General features: G+C 58.3%; 24 protein-coding genes. 16 read left to right on the top strand and 8 right to left on the bottom strand.

The window, feature by feature from the left end:
- Nucleotides 1–493 precede the first annotated feature (493 nt).
- Nucleotides 494–1,903 carry a multidrug transporter subunit MdtD gene (gene mdtD, locus BS626_RS15970; protein ID WP_075183375.1) on the top strand — a complete coding sequence of 470 codons (1,410 nt, stop codon included), beginning with the start codon at nt 494–496 and terminating at the stop codon, nt 1,901–1,903.
- On the opposite strand, the gene rbsR is transcribed toward mdtD, so the two are convergent.
- The 7 genes from rbsR to BS626_RS15935 form a co-directional block, all read right to left on the bottom strand.
- On the bottom strand, nt 1,894–2,901 hold the full coding sequence (gene rbsR, locus BS626_RS15965) for a ribose operon transcriptional repressor RbsR (protein WP_371328508.1): 1,008 nt from the start codon (nt 2,899–2,901) through the stop codon (nt 1,894–1,896). The two genes, mdtD and rbsR, sit on opposite strands and share 10 nt — an antisense overlap.
- A 3-nt stretch (nt 2,902–2,904) precedes the next feature.
- Complete coding sequence (rbsK, locus tag BS626_RS15960; protein ID WP_075183373.1) at nt 2,905–3,834, bottom strand: ribokinase; 930 nt, start codon at nt 3,832–3,834, stop codon at nt 2,905–2,907.
- A 45-nt stretch (nt 3,835–3,879) separates the two neighbouring features.
- Complete coding sequence (rbsB, locus tag BS626_RS15955; RefSeq protein WP_075183372.1) at nt 3,880–4,755, bottom strand: ribose ABC transporter substrate-binding protein RbsB; 876 nt, start codon at nt 4,753–4,755, stop codon at nt 3,880–3,882.
- Between the two features lie 17 nt (nt 4,756–4,772).
- Nucleotides 4,773–5,747 carry a ribose ABC transporter permease gene (gene rbsC, locus BS626_RS15950; RefSeq protein ID WP_075183371.1) on the bottom strand — a complete coding sequence of 325 codons (975 nt, stop codon included), beginning with the start codon at nt 5,745–5,747 and terminating at the stop codon, nt 4,773–4,775.
- Nucleotides 5,744–7,255, bottom strand: a complete 1,512-nt coding sequence (rbsA, locus tag BS626_RS15945) for a ribose ABC transporter ATP-binding protein RbsA (protein WP_075183387.1) — start codon at nt 7,253–7,255, stop codon at nt 5,744–5,746. The genes rbsC and rbsA overlap by 4 nt, the downstream gene beginning before the upstream one ends.
- Before the next feature lie 7 nt (nt 7,256–7,262).
- Nucleotides 7,263–7,682, bottom strand: coding sequence for a D-ribose pyranase (gene rbsD, locus BS626_RS15940; protein WP_075183370.1), 420 nt, complete (start codon nt 7,680–7,682; stop codon nt 7,263–7,265).
- Nucleotides 7,683–7,837: 155 nt separating this feature from the next.
- Nucleotides 7,838–8,230, bottom strand: a complete 393-nt coding sequence (locus BS626_RS15935) for a YgiW/YdeI family stress tolerance OB fold protein (RefSeq protein WP_075183386.1) — start codon at nt 8,228–8,230, stop codon at nt 7,838–7,840.
- Nucleotides 8,231–8,419: 189 nt separating this feature from the next.
- Here BS626_RS15935 and BS626_RS15930 point away from each other — a divergent pair, with 189 nt between their 5' ends.
- Nucleotides 8,420–9,082: a response regulator gene (locus BS626_RS15930; protein ID WP_075183369.1), complete on the top strand. Its 663-nt coding sequence runs from the start codon at nt 8,420–8,422 to the stop codon at nt 9,080–9,082.
- Complete coding sequence (qseC, locus tag BS626_RS15925) at nt 9,079–10,428, top strand: quorum sensing histidine kinase QseC (RefSeq protein WP_170870478.1); 1,350 nt, start codon at nt 9,079–9,081, stop codon at nt 10,426–10,428. The genes BS626_RS15930 and qseC overlap by 4 nt, the downstream gene beginning before the upstream one ends.
- A 32-nt stretch (nt 10,429–10,460) precedes the next feature.
- On the opposite strand, the gene kup is transcribed toward qseC, so the two are convergent.
- Complete coding sequence (gene kup / locus BS626_RS15920) at nt 10,461–12,332, bottom strand: low affinity potassium transporter Kup (RefSeq protein WP_075183367.1); 1,872 nt, start codon at nt 12,330–12,332, stop codon at nt 10,461–10,463.
- Between the two features lie 224 nt (nt 12,333–12,556).
- On the opposite strand from kup, the gene ravA reads away from it, so the two are divergent.
- From ravA to atpA, 13 genes are all read left to right on the top strand, one after another.
- The gene (gene ravA / locus BS626_RS15915) at nt 12,557–14,050 is read left to right on the top strand and encodes an ATPase RavA (RefSeq protein WP_075183366.1); all 1,494 of its coding nucleotides are present in this window, start codon (nt 12,557–12,559) and stop codon (nt 14,048–14,050) included.
- A complete protein-coding gene (gene viaA, locus BS626_RS15910; protein ID WP_075183365.1) occupies nt 14,047–15,510 on the top strand; it encodes an ATPase RavA stimulator ViaA in 1,464 nt (487 codons plus the stop codon). The genes ravA and viaA overlap by 4 nt, the downstream gene beginning before the upstream one ends.
- An 84-nt stretch (nt 15,511–15,594) precedes the next feature.
- A complete protein-coding gene (ovoA, locus tag BS626_RS15905; RefSeq protein ID WP_075183364.1) occupies nt 15,595–17,727 on the top strand; it encodes a 5-histidylcysteine sulfoxide synthase in 2,133 nt (710 codons plus the stop codon).
- Between the two features lie 112 nt (nt 17,728–17,839).
- Nucleotides 17,840–18,301 (top strand): transcriptional regulator AsnC, encoded by a 462-nt coding sequence (asnC, locus tag BS626_RS15900; RefSeq protein WP_075183363.1) that lies wholly within the window; start codon nt 17,840–17,842, stop codon nt 18,299–18,301.
- A gap of 148 nt (nt 18,302–18,449) precedes the next feature.
- Nucleotides 18,450–18,890, top strand: coding sequence for an FMN-binding protein MioC (mioC, locus tag BS626_RS15895; protein ID WP_075183362.1), 441 nt, complete (start codon nt 18,450–18,452; stop codon nt 18,888–18,890).
- Nucleotides 18,891–19,309: 419 nt separating this feature from the next.
- Nucleotides 19,310–21,199, top strand: a complete 1,890-nt coding sequence (gene mnmG / locus BS626_RS15890; RefSeq protein ID WP_075183361.1) for a tRNA uridine-5-carboxymethylaminomethyl(34) synthesis enzyme MnmG — start codon at nt 19,310–19,312, stop codon at nt 21,197–21,199.
- Between the two features lie 40 nt (nt 21,200–21,239).
- Nucleotides 21,240–21,866: a 16S rRNA (guanine(527)-N(7))-methyltransferase RsmG gene (rsmG, locus tag BS626_RS15885; RefSeq protein ID WP_075183385.1), complete on the top strand. Its 627-nt coding sequence runs from the start codon at nt 21,240–21,242 to the stop codon at nt 21,864–21,866.
- 639 nt (nt 21,867–22,505) lie between these two features.
- Nucleotides 22,506–22,886, top strand: a complete 381-nt coding sequence (gene atpI / locus BS626_RS15880) for a F0F1 ATP synthase subunit I (protein WP_075183360.1) — start codon at nt 22,506–22,508, stop codon at nt 22,884–22,886.
- An 8-nt stretch (nt 22,887–22,894) separates the two neighbouring features.
- Complete coding sequence (gene atpB / locus BS626_RS15875; protein ID WP_075183359.1) at nt 22,895–23,713, top strand: F0F1 ATP synthase subunit A; 819 nt, start codon at nt 22,895–22,897, stop codon at nt 23,711–23,713.
- 49 nt (nt 23,714–23,762) lie between these two features.
- Entirely contained in the window at nt 23,763–24,002 is a 240-nt protein-coding gene (gene atpE / locus BS626_RS15870) for a F0F1 ATP synthase subunit C (RefSeq protein WP_003849523.1), read from the top strand.
- A 104-nt stretch (nt 24,003–24,106) separates the two neighbouring features.
- The gene (gene atpF, locus BS626_RS15865; RefSeq protein WP_075183358.1) at nt 24,107–24,577 is read left to right on the top strand and encodes a F0F1 ATP synthase subunit B; all 471 of its coding nucleotides are present in this window, start codon (nt 24,107–24,109) and stop codon (nt 24,575–24,577) included.
- A 14-nt stretch (nt 24,578–24,591) separates the two neighbouring features.
- Complete coding sequence (gene atpH, locus BS626_RS15860; protein ID WP_075183357.1) at nt 24,592–25,125, top strand: F0F1 ATP synthase subunit delta; 534 nt, start codon at nt 24,592–24,594, stop codon at nt 25,123–25,125.
- Between the two features lie 14 nt (nt 25,126–25,139).
- The gene (gene atpA / locus BS626_RS15855) at nt 25,140–26,681 is read left to right on the top strand and encodes a F0F1 ATP synthase subunit alpha (RefSeq protein WP_075183356.1); all 1,542 of its coding nucleotides are present in this window, start codon (nt 25,140–25,142) and stop codon (nt 26,679–26,681) included.
- Nucleotides 26,682–26,733: the final 52 nt, after the last annotated feature.

Genomic DNA, 26,733 nt, shown 5'->3' with positions numbered 1-26,733 from the left:
CTTCGTAATGAATTACGTGTTCACTCTTGAGACTTGATATTTTTGAGCCCGGAGGCTTTTGATATCTGTCCTGTGAGTGCCCACACAGATTGTCTGATAAATTGTTAAAGAGCAGTGAGTTAGGCGCTTTCGCTTGCTAACTCGAGGTGGCGTATATTACGCTTTCCTCCTTCAGAGTCAACCTCTTTTTCAGAAGTTTTTCTCCGGCGGCGCCGGTGAATCCCGGGCCTCTGCACCGCACCCGCCGCGAGGCCGTTGTGCCGTGTCAGTGGAGGCGCATTATAGGGAGTTTCTGACGGGTGACAAGTATTTCCTGGAAAAAACCTTCCAATCGAACAAAAATCACACAACAGTGCGATTTAGCGACGTTTCCTGACGTAATACTCAGCAACTTCTCACCATTTTCCTGATTCACCACGCTCAGGCAGGTGTTATGCTTATCGCTTAGTCATCCAAACGGGCGCTAACGCTCATCCGTTTTTAAGGACATTTCATGACGCATTCCGCCCGGAGCATGGCCGGACTCCCCTGGATCGCCGCGATGGCGTTTTTTATGCAGGCACTGGATGCCACTATTCTGAATACGGCTCTTCCTGATATTGCGCGCAGCCTGAATCGTTCACCTCTTGCAATGCAGTCGGCCATCATCAGCTACACCCTGACCGTCGCGATGCTGATTCCGGTAAGCGGCTGGCTGGCCGACCGCTTCGGTACCCGCCGGGTGTTCATTCTGGCCGTCACTCTGTTTACCTCTGGCTCGCTGGCCTGTGCACTGTCGCCGACGCTTAGCGTATTAGTGACCTCCCGCGTCATCCAGGGCGTCGGCGGCGCGATGATGATGCCGGTCGCGCGACTGGCGCTGTTGCGGGCCTATCCGCGTAGCGAGCTGCTACCGGTACTGAACTTTGTCACTATGCCAGGCCTGGTCGGCCCGATACTCGGTCCCCTGCTCGGCGGTGCGCTGGTGACCTGGGCCAGCTGGCACTGGATCTTCCTGATAAATATTCCTATTGGCCTGGCGGGAATTTTCTACGCCCGCCGCTATATGCCGGATTTCACCACGCCCCCCCGCGGCTTTGATCTGTCTGGCTTTCTGTTATTTGGCCTTGGTCTGGTTTTACTGTCGAGCGGACTGGAGCTGTTGGGCGAGCAGATTGTGAACAGCCTGCTGGCGGTGGGCGTCATGCTCAGCGGCATCGTGCTGGTGTTCTTCTATATTCTCCACGCGCGGCGCCATCCGTCACCGCTGATTGCCCTGCCGATGTTTAAGACCCGCACCTTCTCCATTGGCATTGCCGGTAACGTTGCCTCCCGACTCGGTACCGGCTGCGTGCCTTTTTTAATGCCGCTGATGCTGCAGGTCGGTTACGGGTATTCGGCGATCATCGCCGGCTGCATGATGGCCCCCACCGCGATTGGCTCCCTGCTCGCCAAGTCGACCGTCACCCAGGTGCTGCGCTGGCTGGGTTACCGCTCGACGCTGGTGGGGATTACCCTGATTATTGGCGTGCTGATTGCGAGTTTTTCTCTGCAGTCGCCTACGGCCAACATAGCGGCCATGCTTATCCCGCTATTTTTACTGGGAATGGCCATGTCGACCCAGTTTACAGCCATGAATACCATCACGCTTGCCGATCTGACCGATGAGCACGCCAGCGGCGGTAACAGCATGCTGGCGGTAACGCAGCAACTGGCGATCAGCTTTGGCGTAGCCATCAGTGCCGCAGTGCTGCGCTATTACCAGAACACACCGGGCGATACCCTTGACCACTTTCATTATACCTTCCTGACCATGGGGGTGGTGACCGTGATATCCGGACTGGTATTTACGCTACTGCGCCGTCACGATGGCCGCAATCTGATTGCGAATCGTGAAAAGCGTCCGGCCAAAGATCAGGCCTGAACATCGCCTACCGAGGCGCGCTCCATTAGCTCCGGCGTCAGGATCAGCGTTTGCTGGCTGAGGCCGGGGTCGGCCATGCGGTGAATGAGGGTATCAATGGCTAACTCCCCCAGTTCGAGCTTTGGCTGATGAATGGTCGTCAGCGGCGGGGTCAGGTAACGAGACAATTCAAGATCGTCATAGCCCACCACGGCCACATCATCGGGGATCCGCAGGCCAGCCTGCCACAGCGCGTGATAGACTCCCACCGCCATCGCATCATTGCTGGTGAATACCGCCTGCGGAATCTGCGGCAGCGCCAGCAGGCTGTTCATGGCATTAAACCCGCCGGCGAATTCAAAATCGCCGTAGACAATGTGCCCGGGCAGCGGCGCTATTCCGGCGCGCTGCATGGCCAGCTTAAAACCGTCCAGCCGCAGGCGAGCGGGCGATTTATCCTGTGGGCCGGCGATACAGGCAATGCGGCGGTAGCCGCGTGCGATCAGATGCTGTGTCGCCAGCTCACCGCCCAGCAGCGAATTATCCTGAATCACATCGCTGTTGCCCTCAAAGGGCGCCCAGTCCATCATGACCGAGGGAACGCTGGGATAGCGACCCAGGATTGCCGCCGAGGGAATATGACTCTCAGTACACAGAATCAGTAATCCGTCGACCCGCTTCTGCATCAGGGTTTCCAGGCTGCGATTGAGGCGATCTTCATCGCCTTCCGTGTTGCACAGCACCAAACTGTAGCCGCGCTCATAGCAGCTGCGCTCTACGCCGCGCACCACTTCGGAATAGAAGGGGTTGCTGCTGGCGGTCAGCAGCATACCAATGGTGCGGGTTTGATTCAGCTTCAGGCTGCGCGCCAGCGCCGACGGCGCATAGTTGAGCTCGCCGATTGCCTGCCGCACCTTTTGCGTGATTGCGTCGCTCACGAAGCGATCCTGGTTAATCACGTGCGAGACGGTAGAGGTCGACACCCCAGCCAGGCGGGCAACGTCTTTCATTGTTGCCACGGTTTACTCCTGCGCAGCCAGAAAACGGTCAATCTCCTCCCGCCACGGCACTGACGGCTGGGCACCGCGCCGGGTAACCGCGATCGCCGCCGCCGCGTGGGCAAAGCGGATGGCCGCGGGCAGCGGCTGCTGTTCCAGCAGTGCGACAAGCAGCGCGCCGTTAAACGTGTCGCCCGCCGCGATGGTATCTACTGCCTTCACGCGAAAGCCGGCTATCCGCTCTCCCCGTCCCTGCTCGCTGAACCATACGCCGCGGCTACCCAGGGTGATCAGCACCCGCCCGATACCCTTATGATGCAGTATCTGCGCCGCCTCGGCCGCTTTTTCATCGCTGTCGACGCGCACCCCGGTCAGGGCTTCCGCCTCAGTTTCGTTCGGTGTGATCACATCAATCATCGCCAGCAGCGAGTCCGGCAGTGCGCAGGCCGGGGCCGGATTGACGATCACCTGCGTACCGTGCGCGCGCGCTATTTTCGCCGCCGCCATCACGCTCTCCAGCGGCGTCTCTAACTGCATCAGCAGCGCATCGGCATCCGCGATTGTCGCTTGCTGCGCGCGCACCCGCTCGGGCGTCAGGGCCGCGTTGGCGCCGGGATAGATGCCAATGACGTTCTCCCCTTCGGCGTTCACGAAGATCAGCGCCACGCCGGTCGCTTCGCCGGCGATCACGCTCACTGGCGCAGTATCAATCTTATCCTGCACCAACTGCTGGCGAATACGCTCGCCAATGGCATCGTCGCCGACGCAGGCAATAAAAGAAAGCTGCGCCCCCGCGCGACCAGCCGCCACGGCCTGGTTAGCGCCTTTGCCGCCAAAAGCGACCTGATAATGGTCTCCCTGCAGCGTTTCTCCCGGCCGCGGGAACGCGGGCAGATTGAGGATATGGTCGGCATTGATGCTGCCCAGCACCGCCAGTTTTCCGTGTGTCGCCATGCTACATCCTCGCGGGCGCCCCTGCGGGGCGCCGGGTTAATGTCGTTATTGGGTTATCAGCTTCAGATCGACCGGATTGATCGCCTGCACTTTCTCACCCTTCAGCACTTTATCAGCAGTTTGCACACCGATAACGCCGATCTGCCCGGGCAGCTGCGCCACGGTTGCCGCCAGCTTACCGCCCTGTACTGCTTTAATACCATCGTCAGTGCCGTCAAAGCCCACCACGATCACATCACTTTTACCGGCAGTTTGCAGCGCCCGCAGCGCGCCCAGCGCCATTTCATCATTCTGGGCGAAAACCGCCTGCACGTCCGGATGTGCGGTCAGCAGGTTCTGCATAACATTCAGCCCTTTCGTCCGGTCAAAGTCGGCTGGCTGACTGGCAAGCACGGTGAGTTTATGCGCCGCTACCGCCTGCTGAAAACCCTCTCCGCGCTCACGCGCAGCGGAAGTACCGGCAATCCCCTCGAGCTCAATCACTTTCGCCCCTTCGCCAGCTTTTTTCGCAATAAAATCACCGGCTATTTTGCCGCCAAAGCGGTTATCTGACGCCACATGGCTAACCACCTTACCGGCCGACGCGACGCGATCGAGGGTGATGACCGGGATGTTCGCCTGGTTTGCCAGTTTTACCGCGTTGCCCACCGCATCGGAATCCGTCGGATTAATCAGTACCAGCTTCGCGCCGCGCACGGTCAAATCCTGTACGTTGGCCAGCTCTTTCGCCGGGTTATTTTGCGAGTCCAGCACCAGCAGATTGTAACCCAGCTTATCAGCCTCTTTCTGAGCGCCCTCTTTTAATGCCACAAAGAACGGATTGTTAAGAGTAGAAACCACCAGCGCGATGTTCTCTTTCGCCAGGGCGTTGGCGCTCAGCGCAGAGGAGAGCAACAGAGCCAGTGCAGTCAGTTTTTTCATGGTGTAGTCCTGTAGGGTTAGGCATGATTGCTTTTGTTATCCACCAGCACCGCCAGCAGAATCACCACTGCTTTCACGATCATCTGGTAGTAGGAAGAGACGCCCATCAAATTCAGGCCGTTGTTCAGGAAGCCGAGGATCAGCGCGCCAATCAGCGTACCCACAATACGCCCTTTACCGCCCGCCAGGCTGGTGCCGCCAAGCACCACTGCCGCAATCGCGTCCAGCTCATAGCCGGTACCCGCTGTGGGCTGAGCCGATGAGAGACGGGCGACTTCAATAGTCCCCGCCAGCGCCGCCAGCAATCCACACAGGCTGTATACGATAATTTTGACGCGGTTGACGTTGATCCCCGAGAGGCGGGTGGCCGCTTCGTTGCCGCCCAGCGCATAGATATAGCGCCCGAGACGGGTGTGATGCAGCATATACCAGGCCAGCAGGAATACGCCGGCCATTAGCCAGATAGGCGTAGGAATGCCGAGCGGGCGACCTATTCCAAACCAGCCAAACAGATCGGCATTGTCGCTAAAGCCGGTATTGACCGGGCTGCCATTGGTGTAAACCATGGTCACGCCGCGCAGCAGCAGCATCATCACCAGCGTGGCGATAAATGCCTGCACCTTACCGCGCGCCACGATGATCCCGGTTATCCCCCCAATCATCGCGCCCAACGCCAGCGCAGCTGCCACCGCCACCAGGGCGTTAATATCCAGTCCGACCAGCGAGGCCGCTACCGCACCGGTTAGCGCCAACAGCGAACCCACCGACAAATCGATGCCGGAAGTCAGGATCACCAGCGTCATCCCCACGGCCATAATGGCGTTAACCGAGGTCTGCTGCAGGATATTGAACAGGTTATTAAGGGTAAAAAAATTCGGGCTGAGGCTTGAGACGATAGCAATCAGCACCAGCAGCGCGATCAGGGATTTTTGTTCCATCAACCAGGCTTTACTGAACCAGCGGCGTTGGGCGGTAAGGGGATGAGTGCTCATGATAATGCCTGCTCCAGCTGAGGTTGCTTACCGACCGCCGCCGCCATAATGGCTTCCTGGCTGGCCTGTTCAATGGAAAATTCGCCGCTGAGGCGCCCCTCATGCATGACCAGCACGCGGTCACTCATGCCAAGCACTTCGGGCAGTTCGGAAGAGACCAGAATGATGCTCAGCCCTTCCTCTTTAAACTGATTAATTAACTGATAAATCTCTTTCTTGGCCCCCACGTCTACGCCGCGGGTAGGCTCATCCAGGATCAGCACCTTTGGCCGGGTCATCAGCCCGCGCGCAATCGCCACTTTTTGCTGATTACCGCCGGAAAGCAGGCCAATCGGCTGCGCCATGGAGGGGGTCTTCACGTTAAACAGGCGAATAAAATCGCCTACCGCCAGCTGCTCTTCAGCCTGTTTCAGCTGTCCGCCGGGATAGCTGAAGTAGCGCAGCGCGGTCAGCGACATGTTCTCTTTCACCGACATGCCCAATACCAGACCATCCCGCTTGCGATCTTCCGAGATATAAACGATGCCATTCGCCAGTCCCGCCTGTGGCGTGCGGATATTCACCTCGCGCCCCTCCAGCGTTACCCGTCCGGCGCTGCGCGGCAGCGCGCCGTAGAGTACTTTCATCAGCTCGGTACGTCCGGCGCCCATCAGACCGGCCACGCCGAGGATTTCCCCCTGGCGCAGATCGAAGCTGACTTCCTGTACTCCGGGGCCGCTGAGGTGTCGCACCTGCAGACGGACGCCGCCCGGTGTTTTATCCAGCCGTGGATACTGATCCTCCAGCTTGCGCCCCACCATCATCTCAATCAGTGACGCTTCGGTCAGGGAGGCAACCGGACGCTCGGCGATAAACTGGCCGTCGCGAAACACGGTGACGTCATCGCAAATCTCAAAAATCTCTTTCATCCGGTGGGAGATGTATACGATGCCGCAGCCCTCGGCCTTCAGCTCGTTGATCACGCGAAACAGCGCGGCGGTTTCGGTGTCGGTGAGTGCATCGGTTGGCTCATCCATAATGATTACCCGGGACTGAAAGCTCAGCACCTTCGCAATCTCCACCATCTGCTGATCGCCAATCGACAAATCGCCTACCCGCTTGTGACTGTTAAAGCGCAGATTCAGCCGCGCCAGCAGCGCATCAGCGGCGGCAAACATCGTTTTCCATTCGATGCGGCCAAAGCGGGTGACGTACTCGCGGCCAAGAAAGATATTTTCGGCGATGGTCAGCTGCGGGATCAGATTCAGCTCCTGATGAATAATGCCGATTCCGGCTTCCTGCGACGCCTTCGGCCCGGAAAATGTCGTTTCCTGCCCCCGCCACATCAGCGAACCGGCATCGCGGGTATATATACCGGTCAACACCTTCATCATGGTGGATTTACCGGCGCCATTCTCACCCACCAGCGCCATGACCCGCCCGGGATACACGGACAGCGCCGCGCCGGAGAGCGCTTTTACGCCGGGGAAGGCTTTATCAATGCCGCTCAGCTGCAGTAACGGTTGCATGGCCACCTCAAAAGGTTACGCCGGCGTGAAGTATCACGTTGGCATAGGGCGAACACTCGCCGCTGCGCACCACCGCCTGGCTCTGCGCGCTGCGCTGCTTCAGCTCGTCGTGGCTGACGTAGGTCACACCGATACGGTTTCCCTGCTGCTGCTCCAGCGTCGTCAGCAGGGCTAACAGCGCCTGATGACACGGCGAATTGTGCTGCTGAATCTCTGCGGCCAGCGTCGCGTGCTCCACCTGCATCTCGGCGGCGATCGCCTGCACCACCTGGATAAAAGCGGGAACGCCCTGAGTTAGCGCCAGATCAATCCGCTGCGCGGAGGCTGGAATGGGCAGGCCGGCATCGGCAATCGTCAGGGTATCGGTATGGCCCAGACGCGCGATCGCGGCGGAGACAGTGGCATTAAGTAGGGTACCTTTTTTCATCATTCACTCCGGAGCGAAACGTTTCGCTATCGGGAGTGTAAAAAGAGAGCAGCCGGTCAGACAACGGGAAAAGCGTGGATCTGTGATCGCCATCGAAACGTTTCGCCGTGGCGTGATAACCCCGAAGGCGACGGCCTCCGGGGATGGCGGGAGAGTTACTGCAGCTTTTGTACTTCTTTCACGTCCAGCTCGACGGCGTTGAAGTCTTTGTCCAGCTCGCCGGTCAGGCGAACTTTATCGGTGGGCGAAACGTTCTGCCCGTTCCAGCGCTTGTGGTCGATCTCCACGCGCATCTCTCCGGTGGCATCGCGGAAGGTGTAATCTTCATCGCCGACGCGCTGAACGATATTCCCTTCCAGCGTCACCCAGCTGTCATCCTTCATCTCTTTGGCCTGGGCGACGGTGGCGCGCGATGCGGCCGGGCCGCTAAAACCGCCCTGAGTCGCCTGAGGTTTGCCGTTAGCGTCGACAAATCCGCCCGTCTGTGCGGCAAAAACAGGGGTAGAAACCAGCGCGATCATCGCCAGTACTGCAGCAGACTTTTTCATCATTCACCTCTGATCCTTGTTGTGGGTTCGCATACAGTTAAGCACAGCGTGCTTAACACGATCTTAAGCATGGCGGACGGCGCGAAAAAAAATAAATTTTTGGTGAAAAGAGGCCAAAAGTGGCGAGGGTCGCTGTACAAGCGCGCGTCGGGTTGCGTATAACCTCGCAGACGAGGTAAGGAGCCGCAAATGCGTATTTTAGTCATTGAAGATGATCCGCAAATTGGTGACGGCCTGAAAATGGGACTGACTCAGCTGGGTTTTGTCGTCGACTGGTTCACCGACGGCGAGCTGGGACATCAGGCTCTGACGGCTGCCGGGTATGATGCCGTACTGCTGGACCTGACGCTGCCTGGTCTTGACGGGCTGGCGATTTTACACCAGTGGCGCACGGCCGGCCGCGATGAGCCGGTACTGATCCTCACCGCCCGCGACGCGCTGGCGCAGCGGGTCGCAGGTTTGCAACAGGGGGCGGACGACTACCTGTGCAAGCCCTTCGCACTGGCGGAAGTGGCCGCCCGCCTGCAGGCACTCATCCGGCGTCGCCACGGGCAGCTGCAGCCGCTCATCACCCACGGGGGACTGAGCATAGATCCGGCGGCGCATCAGGCCACGCTGCACGGCAAACCGCTGGCGCTGACCGGACGGGAAATGATGCTGCTGGAGCTGCTGCTGCGCCATCGCGGCCGGGTGATGACCCGCGCTCAGCTGGAAGAGAAACTCTACAGCTGGGACAATGACGTCTCCAGTAACGCCATCGAAGTACATATCCATCACCTGCGTAAAAAGCTGGGCAGCGAAGCTATTCGCACAGTGCACGGCGTCGGCTACACGCTGGGCGCCGCACCGTGAGAATGCTCAGTCTACGCAGTCGCCTGCTGCTGGGATTCACTCTACTCACCCTGATGTGCTGGACACTCGCCGCCGTGGGCGCCTGGTACCAAACCCGGGAAAAAATCAACGCGCTCTTTGATACGCAGCAGATGCTGTTTGCCAAGCGGCTGACCACACTGCCAGACAGCGCCCTGTCCGGGACGCCCCTGACGCTGCCGAAAAGTAAACATCTGCTGCACCACCATCGCGGTGAGCAGGATGATGATGTACTGGCCTTTGCCATTTTTACTCGCGACGGCAGGATGGTCCTGAACGACGGTGATAACGGCCGCCGTTTTCGCTTCGACGACCAGCGCGAGGGCTTTCGCGATGGCCAGTTAGCAGACGATGACGATCCCTGGCGCTTCGTCTGGCTAACCAGCGCGAACCGCCGCTATGTAGTGGCCGTCGGCCAGGAGTGGGAAGCGCGTGACGATATGACCCGCGACATCGTGATCAGCAATCTGCAGCCGTGGCTGTATGCGACGCCGCTCATGCTCGCGCTGCTGTTCTGGCTGGTAACCCACCAGCTGGCCCCGCTTAAGCGCCTGACCCGCACCCTGCGGCAGCGCGCCCCCGACGACGGTGCGCCCCTCGCCACCGCCGCGCTGCCCACCGAAATCCGCCCCACGGTTGACGCGCTCAATCAGCTGTTCGCCCGCACCGACGATCTGCTGCAGCGCGAACGGCGCTTCACCTCCGATGCGGCCCACGAACTGCGCAGCCCGCTGGCGGCGCTGAAAGTGCAGAGTGAGGTCCTGCAGCTGGCCGATGAGAATCCCGCCCTGCGACAGCACGCGCTGACCCAGCTTCATACCGGTATCGATCGCGCCACCCGGCTGGTCGATCAGCTGCTCACTCTGGCGCGACTTGACGATACCCAGCCCAATAGCGAACGGCAGCACATTGATCTGCTGGCGCTGACCCGGCAGCAGTTGGCAGATCACTATTCGGTGGCGCAGGCGGCCGACGTCAGCCTGACGCTGCAGGCACCCGATCGGCCAGTGATGCGCCAGGGCTATCCGCTGCTGCTGGGCCTGCTGCTGCGTAATCTGCTGGATAACGCCATTCGCTATGGCCGGCCCGGCGGCACCATTACGGTCAGCCTGCAGCCGCAGGGCTGGCAAATTTGCGACGACGGACCCGGGGTCGATCCCGCCGCGCTGACGCGTCTTGGCGAACGCTTCTGGCGGCCACCGGGCCAGCAAAAAACCGGCAGCGGGCTGGGTCTCTCCATCGTGATGCAGATTGCCGCTCTGCACGGCATGCGGGTAAGCTTCAGTAACCGCGCCGGCGGCGGCTTCTGCGTCACCGTTCGGGGATAAAAAAGGCTCTCCGAAAAGAGAGCCTGACGGGATTAAATTTCAATCTGGGTGCCCAGCTCGATCACCCGATTGGGCGGGATCTCAAACTGGTCTGGCGCGCGCAGGGCGTTACGCTGGAGCGCCAAAAACAGCTTGCCGCGCAGGCGCAGATACCACGGGCGCTTTTCTCCCAGCGAGAGTGATTCATGCGACATAAAGAATGACGTCTCCATCATCCGACAGTTCAGCCCTTCCAGGCCGCAGCGGTGGAAAATCTCTTCTACGTTAGGCGTTTCCCGCCAGCCATAGCTGGCCACGACCCGCCAGAAGGTCGGCGACAGCTGTTCAATACTGACCCGGCGCACGTTATGCACATATGGCGCGTCTTCGTTGCGCAGCGTCAGCAGCACCACCCGCTCATGCAGCACCTTGTTGTGCTTCAGGTTATGCATCATCGCAAAGGGGATCACGTTCAGCGCCCGCGACAGGTAGACCGCCGTGCCCGACACCCGCACCGGCGGCGATTTTTCCAGCGAGGCGATCATCGCCTCCAGCGAATTGCCGTGTTCATGCATGCGCCGCAGCAGGCGGAAGCGCTCACTCTTCCAGGTGGTCATCACCACAAACATCACCAGCCCCAGCGTCAGCGGCAGCCAGCCGCCGGAGAATAGTTTCACCAGGTTAGCGGAGAATAGCGGAATATCAATACAGAGCAGGCCGATGAGGATCAGCCCGACCAGCAGCGGGTTCCAGTGCCAGTTTTTGACCGCCACGGTGCAACAAAGCATGGAGGTCAGCACCATCGTACCGGTCACCGCAATGCCGTACGCCGCCGCCAGGTTGCTGGAGTGCTCAAAGCTGACTATCACGATCACTACCGCAAAGTAGAGCAGCCAGTTTATTACCGGAATATAAATTTGTCCGGCTTCCATTTCTGATGTGTGAATGATGCGCATCGGCGGCAAATAGCCGAGCCGCACCGCCTGGCGGGTCAGCGAGAAAACGCCGGAAATGACCGCCTGCGATGCAATCACCGTCGCCAGCGTAGCAAGGATAAGCAGCGGGATCAGCGCCCAGTCCGGCGCCAGCAGGAAGAACGGATTTTTGATCGCCTCCGGCTGCGCCAGCAGCAGCGCGCCCTGGCCAAAATAGTTCAGCGCCAGCGACGGCAGGACCACGCAAAACCAGGCCAGACGGATAGGAAACTTACCAAAGTGGCCCATATCGGCATACAGCGCCTCGACGCCGGTCATCGCCAGCACCACCGCGCCGAGGGCAAAAAAGGATACGGTTTTATACTCGATAAAAAAGTGGATAGCCCACGTGGGATTCAGCGCCTGCAGCACCTCAGGATTGTCCGCTATACCGCGCGCGCCGAGCACCGCCAGCACCAGAAACCACACCAGCATCACCGGCGCAAACAGCTTGCCAACGATTCCGGTACCGTGTTTTTGTATGATAAACAGCAGCGTCAGCACCGCAATGGAGAGCGGCACAATGTAGGGATCCAGCGACGGTGCAGCGATCTCCAGCCCCTCAATGGCCGACATCACCGAAATGGCCGGCGTGATCACCACCTCACCATAAAAGAAGCTGCCGCCCACCAGCCCCATGATCACCAGCACCGCGGTCCAGCGCGAGGAGGTATTGCGCCCCGCCAGCGACATCAGCGTCAGGATCCCTCCTTCACCGGCATTGTCTGCGCGCATCACGTAGCTGATGTACTTCAGCGATACGATGATCACCAGTAACCAAAAAATGAGTGATAAAAACCCGAAGACAGCGTCCTTTTCCACCCCAAAACCGAACTGTCCGGAAAGACATTCGCGCAGGGTATACAGCGGGCTGGTGCCAATATCGCCATAGACGACGCCAATAGCCGCCAGCGTTACCGCCGGCAGAGATTGCTTATGATTTGCGCTCATAACCTGTTCTTTTTCGTGACTGAACGCCCCATTGCGCTCAGTAAACCACCTTGCCAACGGCGGACAGTATGCACAATCGTTCACCGATGCATAGCCTGATGAAATAGGTGGAAATAATTAAATCCTGCTATCACTCTTCCGTGAGAAAAATGCTGACGACGGTTTACTCTTTCGCGCATCATAGGCTGACAGATGCCACTACGATACAGGATGACATTCAGATTATGGCTTACTCCCCAGCACTGGCAGAAAGAATTTCACGCCTCAGCAACGCGCTGGAAAAAGGGCTATACGAACGCCATCATGCGATTCGCCTCTGTCTGTTAGCGGCCCTCAGCGGCGAAAGCGTCTTCCTGCTGGGTCCGCCCGGCATTGCCAAAAGCCTGATTGCCCGCCGGCTTAAATATGCCTTTCGACACGCGCGCGCCTTCGAATACCTGATGACCCGCTTCTCCACCCCGGAAGAGGTGTTCGGTCCGCTCTCGATTCAGGCGCTAAAAGATGAAGGACGCTATCAGCGCCTGACCAAAGGCTATCTTCCCGACGCCGAAATTGTCTTTCTCGACGAAATCTGGAAGGCCGGTCCGGCGATTCTCAATACGCTGCTCACCGCGATAAACGAGCGTCGCTTTCGCAACGGCGAAGAGGAGCAGCCCATTCCGATGCGCCTGCTGGTCACTGCTTCCAACGAGCTGCCCGAAGCCGACAGCGGCCTCGAGGCGCTCTACGACCGGATGCTGATTCGCCTGTGGCTGGATAACGTCCATGAAAAGCAGAACTTTCGCAGTCTGCTGACCCACCAGCAGGATGAGCATGCCAATCCGGTTGCCGACACCCTCTGTATCAGCGATGAAGAGTATCAGCAATGGCAGCAGGATATCGTTAAAGTCACCCTGCCGGATAACGTATTCGAGCTAATCTATCAGCTGCGCCAGCAGCTGGAGGCCCACGCGGATGCCCCCTACATCTCGGATCGCCGCTGGAAAAAAGCGCTGCATCTGCTGCAGGCCTGTGCGTTTTTCAGCGGGCGCGACGCCATCGCCCCGCTCGACCTGATCCTGCTAAAAGATTGCCTCTGGCACGATCTCAGTTCGCTGCAGCTGCTGTCGGAGATGATCGATGCCCTGCTCACTCAGCAAGCGTGGCAGCAGCAGCCGCTGCGGCTCAAACTCCAGCAGATCGCCGCGCGCCGCCTGGCCCTTACTCAGCAGCAGCATCGCCAGCAGGCCATCCGACTGGATAAGCAAAGCGGCATGTTCAGCCGCAAACCGCACTTTACTCTGCCGGCGTCGCTGGCGGCTCCGCAGCTGACGCTGATGCTGCAAAAAGCGCTGCCACTGCACGATATTACCGCCACTCACGTGGTTATCGCCCGCGATGCGCTGGAGAGCTGGCTGCAAAAAGGGGGGGAGCTGCGCGGCAAGCTGAACGGAATCGGTTTTGCCCAAACGCTGGATATGCAGGTCGACAACGATGGCTGCCTCACCCTGCGCGACGTCAGTCTGCAGAGCAGCCGCCTGAGCCTGCCCGGGCAGCAAACCGAAGCGATGCCGCAGGAGATCGCTCTGGCGCTGGACGACGTCGAGCAGCAGCTGCACGCGCAGCGCACCCTGTTCAGTCAGAATCAGCGCTGTCTGTTTATCAGCGACGACTGGCTGGGGCGCATCGAGGCCAGCCTGCAGGACGTCGCCGCCCAGCTCAGGCAGGCGCGCCAGTGATCACCCTCGATACCCTCAGTCTGGTGCTGGCCATCAGCGAGAACGAACTGATCGAAGAGCTGATCGTAGCGCTGCTGGCCTCCCCGCAATTGGCAGTATTTTTTGAAAAATTTCCGGCGCTAAAAAAGCGCTTAACGCGCGATGTTCCGCGCTGGAAAGCAGAGATGCTGGCCAGCCTGACGGATACGCCGGTTCCGCCGGCGCTGGCCGAAGAGTTTCAGGCCTTTCAGCAGGCGCAGCGCGCCCCGCTGGCTGCATTCAGCGCCGGGCTGCCCGCATGGGTACTCCGGCTGACCACCCTCGATTCACCGTTTAGCGAAGAGGCAGCGCGTCTGATGAGTGACGCCGACCGATCCGCCGGCTACACGCCGGCCTTTCAGACGCTGTTTCTGCAGCGCTGGCGCCTCAGTCTGACGCTGCAAACCCTGACCCTCAATCAGCAGCTACTGGAAGAGGAACGCGAAAAGCTGCTGGCCGAACTGCAGCAGCGGCTGGCGATGAGCGGCCAGCTGGCCAGCACGCTGGCCGGTGACAGCGAGGCCGCGGCAGGGCGTCTGTGGGACATGACCGCCGGCCACATCGCACAGGGTGACCATCAGCTGATCGTCCAGTACGGCGACTTTCTCGCCGACCAGCCGCAGCTGCTGGCGCTGGCGGAGGCGCTGGGGCGCAGCCGGGAGGCGAAGGCGATCCTGAGCGAAACGGCACCGGAAGAGCCGTTTCACCAGCGGGTGCGGGCGCCTGACAGCGTGCCGGAGCAGGTCAGCGGGCTGCATCAGAGCGATGATATTCTGCGGCTGTTGCCCCCGGAGCTGGCGACGCTCGGTATCACCGAGCTCGAGCTGGAGTTCTACCGCCGGCTGGTGGAAAAGCGCCTGATGACCTATCGCCTGCAGGGGGATGCGTGGCGGGAAAAAACCGTGATGCGCCCGGTGACCCACCAGCATCATGACGATGCGCCGCGCGGTCCTTTTATTGCCTGCGTTGATACCTCCGGCTCAATGGGTGGTTTTAACGAGCGCTGTGCCAAAGCTTTTTGCCTGGCGCTGCTGCGCGTTGCGCTGGCGGAAAAACGCCGCTGCTACGTGATGCTGTTTGCGCATGAGGTGATCGGCTATGAGCTCACGGCGGCCAGCGGTCTGCAGGATGCTATCCGCTTTCTCGGCCAGCAGTTTCGCGGCGGTACCGATCTGGCGGCCTGCCTCAGTCAGGTCTGCGATCGGATGACCGGGCCGACCTGGCAGGAGGCCGACGCGGTGATCCTCTCTGACTTTATTGCTCAGCGTCTGCCGGATTCGCTGATCGGTCGCATTCAGCAGCTGCAGCGCGATCGGCAGCAGCGCTTTCACGCCGTCGCGATGTCCCGACACGGTAAGCCGGCCATTATGCGCATTTTTGACCATATCTGGCAGTTTGATACCAGCCTGAAAAGTCGACTGAAGCGGCGCTGGGCACGCTAAGTCTCTCTGCTCCGGAGGCGTTTGCTATAGTTGATCCATTCGACGATAGCGTCTTTACAACACCCGGAGCTTGACGTGACAGTAATGCAATCCTCCTCTACCCGGTTACCGGCCCCGACCCGCACGCTGCTGCTGAGCCGCGGCACGCCTGAAGAGAAAAGGCAGGAGCTGTTAACCTACTTCCACCGCACCTTTGATCTGTATGAACGCCTGTTTGACTGCCTGAGCGACGATCGCGCCTGGTACAGCAAAGCCATTCCGCTGCGTCACCCGCTGATCTTCTATTACGGCCATACCGCCACCTTTTTTATCAACAAGCTAATGGCCGCCGGGATGATTGATACGCGGCTGAATGAAAAGCTTGAAGCGATGCTGGCGATTGGCGTTGACGAGATGAGCTGGGACGATCTGAACGATGCTCACTATGACTGGCCCGCGATCGACGCCGTGCGCGACTATCGCGGCCAGGTGCGGCAGATCGTCAGCGAGATAATTGAGCAGATGCCGATCGCATTGCCCATCGACTGGCACAGCCCGGCGTGGGTTATCCTGATGGGCATTGAGCACGAGCGCATTCATCTGGAGACCTCCAGCGTACTGATCCGCCAGCTGCCGCTGGCATGGGTTAGCCCGCAGCCGCACTGGCCGGCCTGCCCGCAGGCGCGTCGCGATCGTCACCGCGTGCCGGCCAATACGCTGGTCGACGTCGCCGGTGGCAGCGTGCTGCAGGGAAAAACCGACGATACTTACGGCTGGGATAATGAGTACGGTACGCTGCGCACCGAGCTGCAGCCCTTTAAAGCCAGCCAGATGCTGGTCAGCAACGCCGAATATCTGACCTTTGTTGCCGACGGTGGCTATCAGCAATCCGCCTGGTGGGACGATGAAGGCTGGCGCTGGCGCAGCTACACCGAGGCGACCCAGCCCACTTTTTGGGTCGGTTCACCGACGCAGCCGGATGCACTGCGCCTGCGTCTGATGACCGAGGAAGTGCCGATGCCGTGGGACTGGCCGGCGGAGGTCAATCAGCTGGAAGCCGCAGCGTTCTGCCGCTGGAAAGCGGCCCAAACCGGCGAGCGTATTCAGCTACCGTGCGAGGCTGAGTGGGTGCGGCTGCGCGAACAAGTGCCCGGCGATCAGCCGGAGTGGACCGACGCGCCGGGCAACATCAATCTGGCATACTGGGCCTCCTCCTGCCCGGTCGACGCTTTCCGCCAGGGAGATTTTTACGATATCGTCGGCAACGTCTGGCAGTGGACAACCACGCCGATTAATGGTTTTGAAGGCTTCAAAGTGCACCCGCTGTATGACGATTTCTCTACGCCAACCTTCGATGGCAAGCATGCTTTGATCAAAGGCGGCAGCTGGATATCCACCGGTAATGAAGCGCTAAAATCGTCGCGCTACGCCTTCCGCCGTCATTTCTTCCAGCACGCGGGCTTTCGCTATGTGGTCTCCCGGCATCAGGAAACCATGTCGCAAAACCCGTATGAGACCGACAGCATGGTGTCGCAGTACCTCGACTTCCAGTACGGGCCGCGCTACTTCAACGTCGACAACTACGCCTGCAAGCTGGTGGAGATCGCGCTGACGGTCAGCGAACGGCGCGGACGCGCGCTGGATATCGGCTGCGCGACCGGCCGCGCCAGCTTTGAGCTCGCCCGTCACTTTGAACAGGTGGTGGGCATGGATTATTCGGCGCGCTTTATTGATGTGGCGCTACAGCTGACGCGCGGTGAGGATTTTCGCTACGTCACCGCCGAAGAGGGCGATCTGGTTGAGTATCATCAGGTGCGACTGAAAGACTTCGGCCTGGATAGCGCGCTGGCGCAGCGTATTCAGTTTGTGCAGGGTGACGCCTGTAACCTGAAGCCGCAGGCCGGGCGCTACGATCTGGTGATCGCGGCCAACCTGATCGATCGCCTGCGTCAGCCGCAGCGCTTTCTTGAAGACGTTGGCCGGATGATTAATCCCGGCGGCGTACTGCTGCTCTCCTCGCCTTATACCTGGCTGGAAGACTACACGCCGAAGGAGAACTGGCTGGGGGGCAAACGGGAAAACGGTGAGGCGCTGACCACACTACAAGCGCTGCACCGTCTGCTGGCGGAGGCGTTTACTCCGCTGGCTGAACCGCAGGATGTGCCGTTCGTTATCCGCGAAACCGCACGTAAATATCAGCATACCCTCGCGCAGGTCACCCTGTGGCGTAAACGCTAGCACCGTCTCCGGGCGCGGCGGATGCCGCGCCCGTTCACTTTTGGTTGCCTTTTATTAACGATCCCGTCAGATTAACCGCTATTCACTGCCTATTCGTTAATCAGGACGCAGAATGTCTGATACGCTTCACATCGACGATCTTGACCGCGGCATTCTGAATGCCCTGTTAAGTAATGCCCGCACCCCCTACGCCGAGCTGGCGAAACAGTTCGCCGTCAGCCCCGGCACGATCCACGTCCGGGTGGAAAAGATGAAGCAGGGCGGCATCATTAAGGGAACCCAGGTCGCCATCGATCCGCGCCGCCTCGGCTATGACGTTTGCTGCTTTATCGGCATTATTCTCAAAAGCGCTCGCGACTATCCGGCCGCCCTGAGCAAGCTCGACGCGCTGGAGGAGGTGGTCGAGGCGTGGTACACCACCGGCCACTACAGCATCTTTATCAAGGTCATGTGCAAATCGATTGATGCCCTGCAGCAGGTGCTGATCAATAAGATTCAGACCATCGATGAGATTCAGTCCACGGAAACCCTGATCTCATTGCAAAACCCCATCATGCGCACCATTAAACCCTGATTTTCTCCGCGGACGGTGGACAAGGCTGTCCACACCCCGATCCCCGGATGACTCAGCGGATCCCGTATAAATACCCTTACTTATTCACAGGTAGATCCTGGCTTGATCACAGCTTACAATAGGCAGCGTTTTCACTCAGGACAGATTTATGGCAGCGATCACCCTCATTAGCGGCAGTACCCTCGGCAGCGCAGAATATGTTGCTGAACACCTTGAAACGTTGCTGCAGCAGGATGGGCTAACCACCGCCTTACTGCACGATCCTGAACTCGATGCGCTGCCGCTCTCGGGCATCTGGCTGGTGGTCACCTCCACGCACGGCGCGGGAGAACTGCCCGACAATCTGCAGCCGCTGTACGAGGCCATTGCCTCACAGCTGCCCGATTTGTCCGCTGTGCGCTACGGTGCTGTCGGTCTTGGCAACCATGAATATGACCTGTTTTGCGGTGCGATCCGCCAGTTTGATGCGCTACTGCAGCGCTGTGGCGCGCAGCGAATCGGCGATCGGCTGGAGATCGATGTCCTGCAGCATGAGATTCCGGAAGATCCGGCCGGTGAGTGGATCGCTGGCTGGAAAGTGCTGATCTGATCGTCCGATCCGCCCCGGAGATCACTTTTTTCTTCAAAATCGCACAAAATGCGCGCGGTTAACTGTGGATAAAATCGGGTATCAGCTGGTGAAAAGCGGTAGTTATCCAAAGAACAACCGCTGTACACGGCGTGAGCTGTGTATAACCATGATGGTTGTGCTCAGCTTATCCGGATCCGGATCACCGATCGTTCACAGGCTTTGATCCTCTGCAGATGATTGATCCTTATCAGGTATTAACACTTATCCACCGGATCGGACGATCCTAATAGAAGATCTAATAAAGAGATCTTTAAATAAAAAAGATCTTCTTTTTATAACCCGACGATCCCGGTGCTTTCGTCCTGGTCTAAAGTTGAGTAGAATTCCCGCCCCGAACAGAACGTTCTTTTTTCGCTCCAACCGCGAGGTGCAGTCCCATGTTTTATCCGGATCCTTTTGACGTCATCGTGATCGGTGGCGGTCATGCGGGAACAGAAGCCGCCATGGCTGCTGCCCGAATGGGTCAACACACCCTGTTGCTGACGCATAACATCGACACGCTGGGGCAGATGTCTTGCAACCCGGCGATCGGTGGCATTGGCAAAGGCCATCTGGTGAAGGAAGTGGATGCCCTCGGCGGATTGATGGCCAGCGCGATCGATCGCGCCGGCATTCAGTTTAGGATACTAAACGCCAGCAAAGGGCCGGCCGTACGGGCCACCCGCGCTCAGGCTGACCGCGTGCTGTATCGTCAGGCGGTACGTACCGCGCTGGAGAATCAGCCGAACCTGAAGATCTTCCAACAGGCGGTGGACGATCTGATTGTTGAAAACGATCGCGTGGTGGGTGCGGTAACCCAGATGGGACTGAAGTTCCGCGCCAAATCGGTGGTGCTCACCGTGGGTACCTTCCTGGACGGTAAGATCCATATCGGGCTGGATAACTACAGCGGTGGACGGGCGGGCGATCCGCCGTCGATCCCGCTGGCGCGTCGCCTGCGGGCATTGCCGCTGCGCGTGAGTCGTCTGAAGACCGGGACGCCACCGCGACTGGATGCGCGCACCATCGACTTTAGCGTGCTGGCACCACAGCACGGTGACACGCCGCTGCCGGTCTTTTCGTTTATGGGCGATGTGTCTCAGCATCCGCAGCAGGTACCCTGCTATATCACCTACACCAACGAGCAGACCCATGAGGTGATCCGCCAGAATCTCGATCGCAGCCCGATGTATGCCGGCGTGATTGAAGGAATCGGCCCGCGTTATTGCCCGTCGATTGAAGACAAAGTCATGCGCTTTGCCGATCGTAACGCACACCAGATCTTCCTTGAGCCGGAAGGCCTGACCAGTAATGAAATTTATCCTAACGGCATCTCGACCAGCCTGCCGTTCGACGTACAGATGGGCATCGTCCGCTCCATGAAGGGCCTCGAAAACGCGCAGATCGTTCGCCCAGGCTATGCGATTGAATATGATTTCTTCGACCCGCGCGATCTGAAACCGACGCTGGAGAGTAAATTTATTCAGGGCCTGTTCTTTGCCGGACAGATTAACGGCACCACCGGCTATGAAGAGGCCGCCGCGCAGGGACTGCTGGCCGGACTCAACGCCGGGCGCTACGCCGCCGATAAAGAGGGCTGGGCGCCGCGTCGCGATCAGGCCTATCTGGGCGTGCTGGTCGACGATCTCTGTACGCTGGGAACCAAAGAGCCGTACCGCATGTTTACCTCGCGGGCGGAGTACCGTCTGATGCTGCGCGAAGACAACGCTGATCTGCGCCTGACCGAAAACGGTCGCGAGCTGGGGCTGGTGGATGATGCCCGCTGGGCGCGCTACAACCAGAAGCTGGAGCAGATTGAACAGGAGCGCCAGCGCCTGCGCGATATCTGGGTACACCCTAAGACTGAACAGGTCGCTGAGATCAATACGGTGCTGAGCGCCGCGCTGACTAAAGAGGCCAACGGCGAGGATCTGCTGCGCCGTCCGGAGATGACCTATGCCCGGTTGACGACGCTGAGCCGTTTCGCTCCGGCGTTGAGCGATGCGCAGACCGCTGAGCAGGTGGAGATTCAGGTGAAGTATGAGGGCTATATCGCCCGTCAGCAGGAAGAGATTAACCGTCAGCTGCGCAATGAGCATACGCTGCTGCCTGCCGAACTGGACTATCGGCAAGTTAACGGTCTGTCCAATGAGGTGATCGCCAAGCTGAACGACCATAAGCCCACCTCCATTGGTCAGGCTTCCCGCATTTCGGGGATTACCCCGGCGGCTATTTCCATTCTTCTGATTTACTTGAAAAAACAAGGGCTGCTGCGTAAAAGCGCCTGATCACAGAGGCCGGCAAATGCCGGCCTGTTGGGAAACTTTAATGATTAACACACTCTCACGGCTGCTCAGCGGCACGCCACTTTCCCTGTCCGATCAGCAGAAACAGCAGCTGGTGGACTACGTGGCCCTGCTGCATAAATGGAACAAAGCCTATAACCTGACATCGGTGCGCGATCCGGAACAGATGCTGGTTCGTCACATCCTCGACAGTATTGTTGTAAGTCCTTACTTACAAGGTGAGCGCTTTATTGATGTGGGAACCGGCCCCGGCCTGCCGGGGATCCCGCTGGCGATTGTCATGCCGCAGGCGCACTTTACGCTGTTGGACAGCCTGGGTAAGCGGGTACGTTTTTTGCGCCAGGTACAACACGAGCTGGGCCTGGCGAACATCACCCCGGTACAAAGTCGCGTAGAGGCGTTTCCTGCAGTACCGCCCTTTGACGGCGTGATCAGCCGGGCTTTTGCCTCGCTGAGCGACATGCTCAGCTGGTGCCACCATTTACCCGGTGGGCAAGGGCGCTTCTATGCGCTGAAAGGCGTACTGCCAACCGAAGAGTTGACCGCGCTGCCGGCTGGTTTTGCGCTGGAACAGTCTCACCCGCTGCAGGTGCCGGGACTGGACGGCGAACGTCATCTGGTGATTTTACGCCGCGACGCGGCGCACTGATCGTCCCGGAGTCGGGGGGGCAGAGACCACATCATGATGCGGTCTGCCGCCTCCGTCTGCGAGTGCACGAACGATCCGACCGGTTCTGTTACATTTAACCTTAATTTCACATTTTGTTTTCACGCTTATCACGTTAACCGTACGCCTTTTTCCTGTCAGGCGGCCGTCAGAAAAAACAGGGTGATTATCCTCAGCGTCGCGTGACAGCATTTATCCGGATAAAAATGTCCGGATGATGTCAATATGAGGTTTTTATCGAAGATAATCGGTAAAAAAGAGACTGTTTTTCTTTATTCTTTTGATTTATAAGATTTTTTATTTATTTTTTCGGCTTTGATTCAGATTAATCCGTCGTGAGTTGAATACAATTCATCCATAAACTGTGATCGCCAGCACGCTTTATAAGCGGAACAGTCAAAATTTATCGTCGATTTGTGCGGCGCAATCCAATTTCTTAACTTGAGAAAATAGCCCCTCAGAAAGAAATTTTAATAATTGTTCACCTTTAGGTGACTTATCGATTGAAATCGTAGGTGCGCCCCGTATAATTTGCACGTTTTTCGCTGCCTGACCGGGTCAGGCAGCAAATCCAGTTATCCGACACGCGACATCCCCACTGGGGCAGGAGAACAGAGCGCCATGTCAGTGTCCCTATACAGCGTAAGCATGGCCCGTCGGGTCCTGCTGCTTCAACTGGCCACGCTGGTGGTCGTCAGTGCGCTCTTTGCCCTCAGGGACACATCGTGGGGCACTTCAGCTTTATTAGGTGGGTTGGCAGCCTGGCTGCCCAACGTGTTGTTTATGATTTTTGCCTGGCGCCATCAGGCACAAACACCAGCAAAAGGCCGCGTTGCCTGGAGTTTTGCTCTCGGCGAAGCGCTGAAGGTGTTGGTGACCATTGCACTGCTGATCGTGGCGCTGGGGCCGTTCAATGCGGTGTTTATGCCGGTTGGGCTGGGCTGGTTATCGGTGTTAGTGGTTCAGATACTGGCACCGGCTGTAATTAACAATAAAGGGTAAGAGGCATCATGGCTGCAGGAGAATACGCATCGCCGCAGGAATACATAGGCCACCACCTGAAGCATCTTCAGCTGGACCTGCGTAGTTTCGAGCTGGTTAACGCACACGACGCCCCGGCGACGTTCTGGACGATTAACCTTGATTCCATGTTTTTTTCTGTGGTTCTGGGCCTGATTTTTCTCTGGCTGTTCCGCAAAGTGGCCAAATCGGTCACCAGCGGCGTTCCCGGTAAACTGCAGGCGGCTATCGAGCTGGTGGTTGGCTTCGTTGATAACAACGTGCGCGACATGTACCACGGTAGAAGCAAAGTTATCGCCCCTCTGGCCCTGACGATTTTCGTTTGGGTATTCCTGATGAACTTCATGGATCTGCTGCCAATTGACCTGCTGCCGTTTATCGGCGAGCACGTGTTTGGTCTGCCGGCACTGCGCGTGGTTCCGTCTGCCGACGTGAACGTAACGCTGTCCATGGCGCTTGGCGTATTTATTTTGATTCTGTTCTACAGCATCAAAATGAAAGGCATCGGCGGCTTTACTAAAGAGCTGACCCTGCAACCTTTCAATCATCCGATCTTTATTCCAATCAACCTGATCCTCGAAGGGGTGAGCCTGCTCTCCAAGCCGGTTTCTCTGGGTCTGCGTCTGTTCGGAAACATGTATGCGGGTGAATTGATCTTTATCCTGATTGCCGGCCTGTTGCCGTGGTGGTCACAGTGGGTTCTGAATGTGCCTTGGGCCATTTTCCACATCCTGATCATTTCGCTGCAGGCTTTCATTTTCATGGTCTTGACGATTGTCTATCTGTCGATGGCATCCGAAGAGCATTGATTTTTTCTCAACACTACTGCGTTTTAACTGAAACAAACTGGAGACTGTCATGGAAAACCTGAATATGGATCTGCTGTACATGGCTGCCGCTGTGATGATGGGCCTGGCGGCAATCGGTGCTGCGATCGGTATCGGCATCCTCGGAGGTAAATTCCTGGAAGGCGCTGCGCGCCAGCCGGATCTGATCCCTCTGCTGCGTACGCAGTTCTTTGTTGTAATGGGTCTGGTGGATGCAATCCCGATGATCGCTGTGGGTCTGGGCCTGTACGTGATGTTTGCGGTTGCCTAACACCTGTTCATGGCGGGGCGCATCACGCGCTCCAACATGAACCCCTGTCTGCCGCGGCCCCGGGTTTCGGCAGATAATGTTAACTTAACAAGAGGCATTGTGCTGTGAACATTAATGCAACAATCCTCGGCCAGGCTATCGCGTTCATCCTGTTTGTCGCGTTCTGCATGAAGTATGTATGGCCGCCGATTATGGCTGCCATTGAGAAGCGTCAGAAAGAGATTGCTGATGGCCTCGCTTCTGCCGAGCGTGCGAAAAAAGATCTGGATCTCGCGCAGGCTTCTGCGACCGACCAGCTGAAAAAAGCCAAAGATGACGCACAGGTCATCATTGAGCAGGCGAACAAACGTCGTGCCCAGATTCTGGACGAAGCGAAAGCCGAAGCGGAAGCTGAGCGCAACAAAATTGTTGCTCAGGCTCAGGCTGAGATTGACGCCGAGCGTAAGCGCGCGCGTGAAGAGCTGCGTAAGCAGGTCGCGATGCTGGCCCTGGCCGGCGCCGAGAAGATTATCGAACGTTCCGTGGATGAAGCTGCTAATAGCGACATCGTTGATAAACTGGTCGCTGAACTGTAAGGAGGGAGGGGCTGATGTCTGAATATATCACTGTAGCTCGCCCCTACGCCAAAGCAGCTTTTGACTTTGCTGTTGAGCATCAGAGTCTCGATCGCTGGCAGCAGATGCTGGCATTTGCCGCAGAAGTCGCACGTAACGAACAGATGACAGCGCTGCTGTCCGGTGCTATGGCACCGGAAGCGCTGTCGACATCGTTTCTTGCCATTTGTGGTGATCAACTCGATGACGCCGGCCAAAACCTGATTCGGGTGATGGCTGAGAACGGACGTTTGATCGCGCTTCCCGATGTATTGTCGCAGTTCATCCAGTTACGCGACGCGTATGACGCGACCGCTGACGTGGATGTGATTTCCGCCAGTGCACTGAGTGACGAACAGCTGAATAAAATCAGCGCCGCGATGGAAAAACGTCTGTCACGCAAAGTTAAGCTGAATTGCAAAATTGATAAGTCTGTAATGGCAGGCGTCATCATCCGTGCGGGTGATATGGTCATTGACGGCAGCGTACGCGGCCGCCTTGAGCGTCTGGCAGACGTCTTGCAGTCTTAAGGGGACTGGAGCATATGCAACTGAATTCCACCGAAATCAGCGAACTGATCAAGCAGCGCATTGCTCAGTTCAATGTCGTGAGCGAGGCTCACAACGAAGGTACAATCGTATCTGTCAGCGACGGTATCATCCGCGTACACGGCCTGGCCGATGTGATGCAGGGTGAGATGATCGCGCTGCCGGGCAACCGTTTTGCAATCGCACTGAACCTGGAGCGCGACTCCGTAGGTGCCGTTGTGATGGGCCCGTATGCCGACCTCGCGGAAGGCATGAAAGTGAAATGTACTGGCCGTATCCTGGAAGTTCCGGTCGGTCGTGGCCTGCTGGGCCGCGTGGTTAACACCCTGGGTGAACCGATTGACGGTAAAGGCGCCATCGACAACGACGGTTTCTCACCGATCGAAGTGATTGCACCGGGCGTTATCGATCGTCAGTCCGTTGATCAGCCGGTACAGACGGGTTACAAATCCGTCGACGCCATGATTCCAATCGGCCGTGGCCAGCGTGAGCTGATCATCGGTGACCGTCAGACCGGTAAAACCGCGATGGCGATCGATGCGATCATCAACCAGCGCGACTCCGGTATCAAATGTGTGTACGTGGCCATCGGTCAGAAAGCGTCCACCATTTCCAACGTTGTTCGCAAGCTGGAAGAGCACGGCGCACTGGCCAACACCATCGTGGTGGTGGCGTCTGCGTCCGAATCGGCCGCATTGCAGTACCTGGCACCGTATGCCGGCTGTGCGATGGGCGAATACTTCCGCGACCGCGGCGAAGATGCGCTGATTGTGTACGATGACCTGTCCAAGCAGGCCGTTGCTTACCGTCAGATCTCCCTGCTGCTGCGCCGTCCGCCGGGCCGTGAAGCCTTCCCGGGCGATGTGTTCTATCTCCACTCTCGCCTGCTGGAGCGCGCTTCCCGCGTGAACGCCGAGTACGTTGAGAACTTCACCAAGGGTGCGGTGAAAGGCCAGACCGGTTCATTGACCGCGCTGCCGATCATCGAAACCCAGGCCGGTGACGTGTCTGCATTCGTACCGACCAACGTGATTTCTATCACTGATGGTCAGATCTTCCTGGAGTCGAACCTGTTTAACTCCGGTATCCGTCCGGCGGTTAACCCGGGGATCTCCGTATCTCGCGTGGGTGGGGCTGCACAGACCAAGATCATCAAGAAACTGTCCGGTGGTATTCGTACCGCGCTGGCACAGTATCGTGAGCTGGCAGCGTTCTCTCAGTTCGCTTCCGATCTGGACGACGCGACCCGTAAACAGCTGAGCCACGGTCAGAAAGTGACCGAGCTGCTGAAGCAGAAACAGTATGCGCCGATGTCCGTTGCGCAGCAGGGTCTGGTGCTGTTTGCGGCCGAGCGTGGCTACCTGAACGACGTCGAACTGGCGAAAATCGGTAGCTTCGAAACGGCACTGCTGGCGTTCGCAGACCGCGATCACGCCGAGCTGATGGCTGAAATCAACCAGGCTGGTAACTACAACAGCGACATCGAAGAGAAGCTGAAAGCGCTCCTCGAGACGTTTAAAGCAACCCAGTCCTGGTAATGTCTGGCGGCTTGCCTGAATAAGGCAGGCCGCAAGGCTTTTGAGGAGAAGC

It is taken from the genome of Pantoea sp. 1.19, assembly GCF_001922585.1.
In the GTDB taxonomy this organism is placed as follows: domain Bacteria; phylum Pseudomonadota; class Gammaproteobacteria; order Enterobacterales; family Enterobacteriaceae; genus 1-19.
Note: the sequence above shows the minus strand (reverse complement) of the source record. Positions and strands in the feature narration are given on the sequence as shown.

Bases quoted from the DNA above. Each gene is read 5' to 3' on its own strand.
- mdtD (WP_075183375.1), top strand. From the start codon at position 494: ATGACGCATTCCGCCCGGAGCATGGCCGGACTCCCCTGGATCGCCGCG.
- rbsK (WP_075183373.1), bottom strand. From the start codon at position 3,834: ATGGCGACACACGGAAAACTGGCGGTGCTGGGCAGCATCAATGCCGAC.
- rbsB (WP_075183372.1), bottom strand. From the start codon at position 4,755: ATGAAAAAACTGACTGCACTGGCTCTGTTGCTCTCCTCTGCGCTGAGC.
- rbsC (WP_075183371.1), bottom strand. From the start codon at position 5,747: ATGAGCACTCATCCCCTTACCGCCCAACGCCGCTGGTTCAGTAAAGCC.
- rbsA (WP_075183387.1), bottom strand. From the start codon at position 7,255: ATGCAACCGTTACTGCAGCTGAGCGGCATTGATAAAGCCTTCCCCGGC.
- rbsD (WP_075183370.1), bottom strand. From the start codon at position 7,682: ATGAAAAAAGGTACCCTACTTAATGCCACTGTCTCCGCCGCGATCGCG.
- BS626_RS15935 (WP_075183386.1), bottom strand. From the start codon at position 8,230: ATGAAAAAGTCTGCTGCAGTACTGGCGATGATCGCGCTGGTTTCTACC.
- BS626_RS15930 (WP_075183369.1), top strand. From the start codon at position 8,420: ATGCGTATTTTAGTCATTGAAGATGATCCGCAAATTGGTGACGGCCTG.
- kup (WP_075183367.1), bottom strand. From the start codon at position 12,332: ATGAGCGCAAATCATAAGCAATCTCTGCCGGCGGTAACGCTGGCGGCT.
- ravA (WP_075183366.1), top strand. From the start codon at position 12,557: ATGGCTTACTCCCCAGCACTGGCAGAAAGAATTTCACGCCTCAGCAAC.
- ovoA (WP_075183364.1), top strand. From the start codon at position 15,595: ATGCAATCCTCCTCTACCCGGTTACCGGCCCCGACCCGCACGCTGCTG.
- asnC (WP_075183363.1), top strand. From the start codon at position 17,840: ATGTCTGATACGCTTCACATCGACGATCTTGACCGCGGCATTCTGAAT.
- mioC (WP_075183362.1), top strand. From the start codon at position 18,450: ATGGCAGCGATCACCCTCATTAGCGGCAGTACCCTCGGCAGCGCAGAA.
- mnmG (WP_075183361.1), top strand. From the start codon at position 19,310: ATGTTTTATCCGGATCCTTTTGACGTCATCGTGATCGGTGGCGGTCAT.
- rsmG (WP_075183385.1), top strand. From the start codon at position 21,240: ATGATTAACACACTCTCACGGCTGCTCAGCGGCACGCCACTTTCCCTG.
- atpI (WP_075183360.1), top strand. From the start codon at position 22,506: ATGTCAGTGTCCCTATACAGCGTAAGCATGGCCCGTCGGGTCCTGCTG.
- atpB (WP_075183359.1), top strand. From the start codon at position 22,895: ATGGCTGCAGGAGAATACGCATCGCCGCAGGAATACATAGGCCACCAC.
- atpE (WP_003849523.1), top strand. From the start codon at position 23,763: ATGGAAAACCTGAATATGGATCTGCTGTACATGGCTGCCGCTGTGATG.
- atpH (WP_075183357.1), top strand. From the start codon at position 24,592: ATGTCTGAATATATCACTGTAGCTCGCCCCTACGCCAAAGCAGCTTTT.
- atpA (WP_075183356.1), top strand. From the start codon at position 25,140: ATGCAACTGAATTCCACCGAAATCAGCGAACTGATCAAGCAGCGCATT.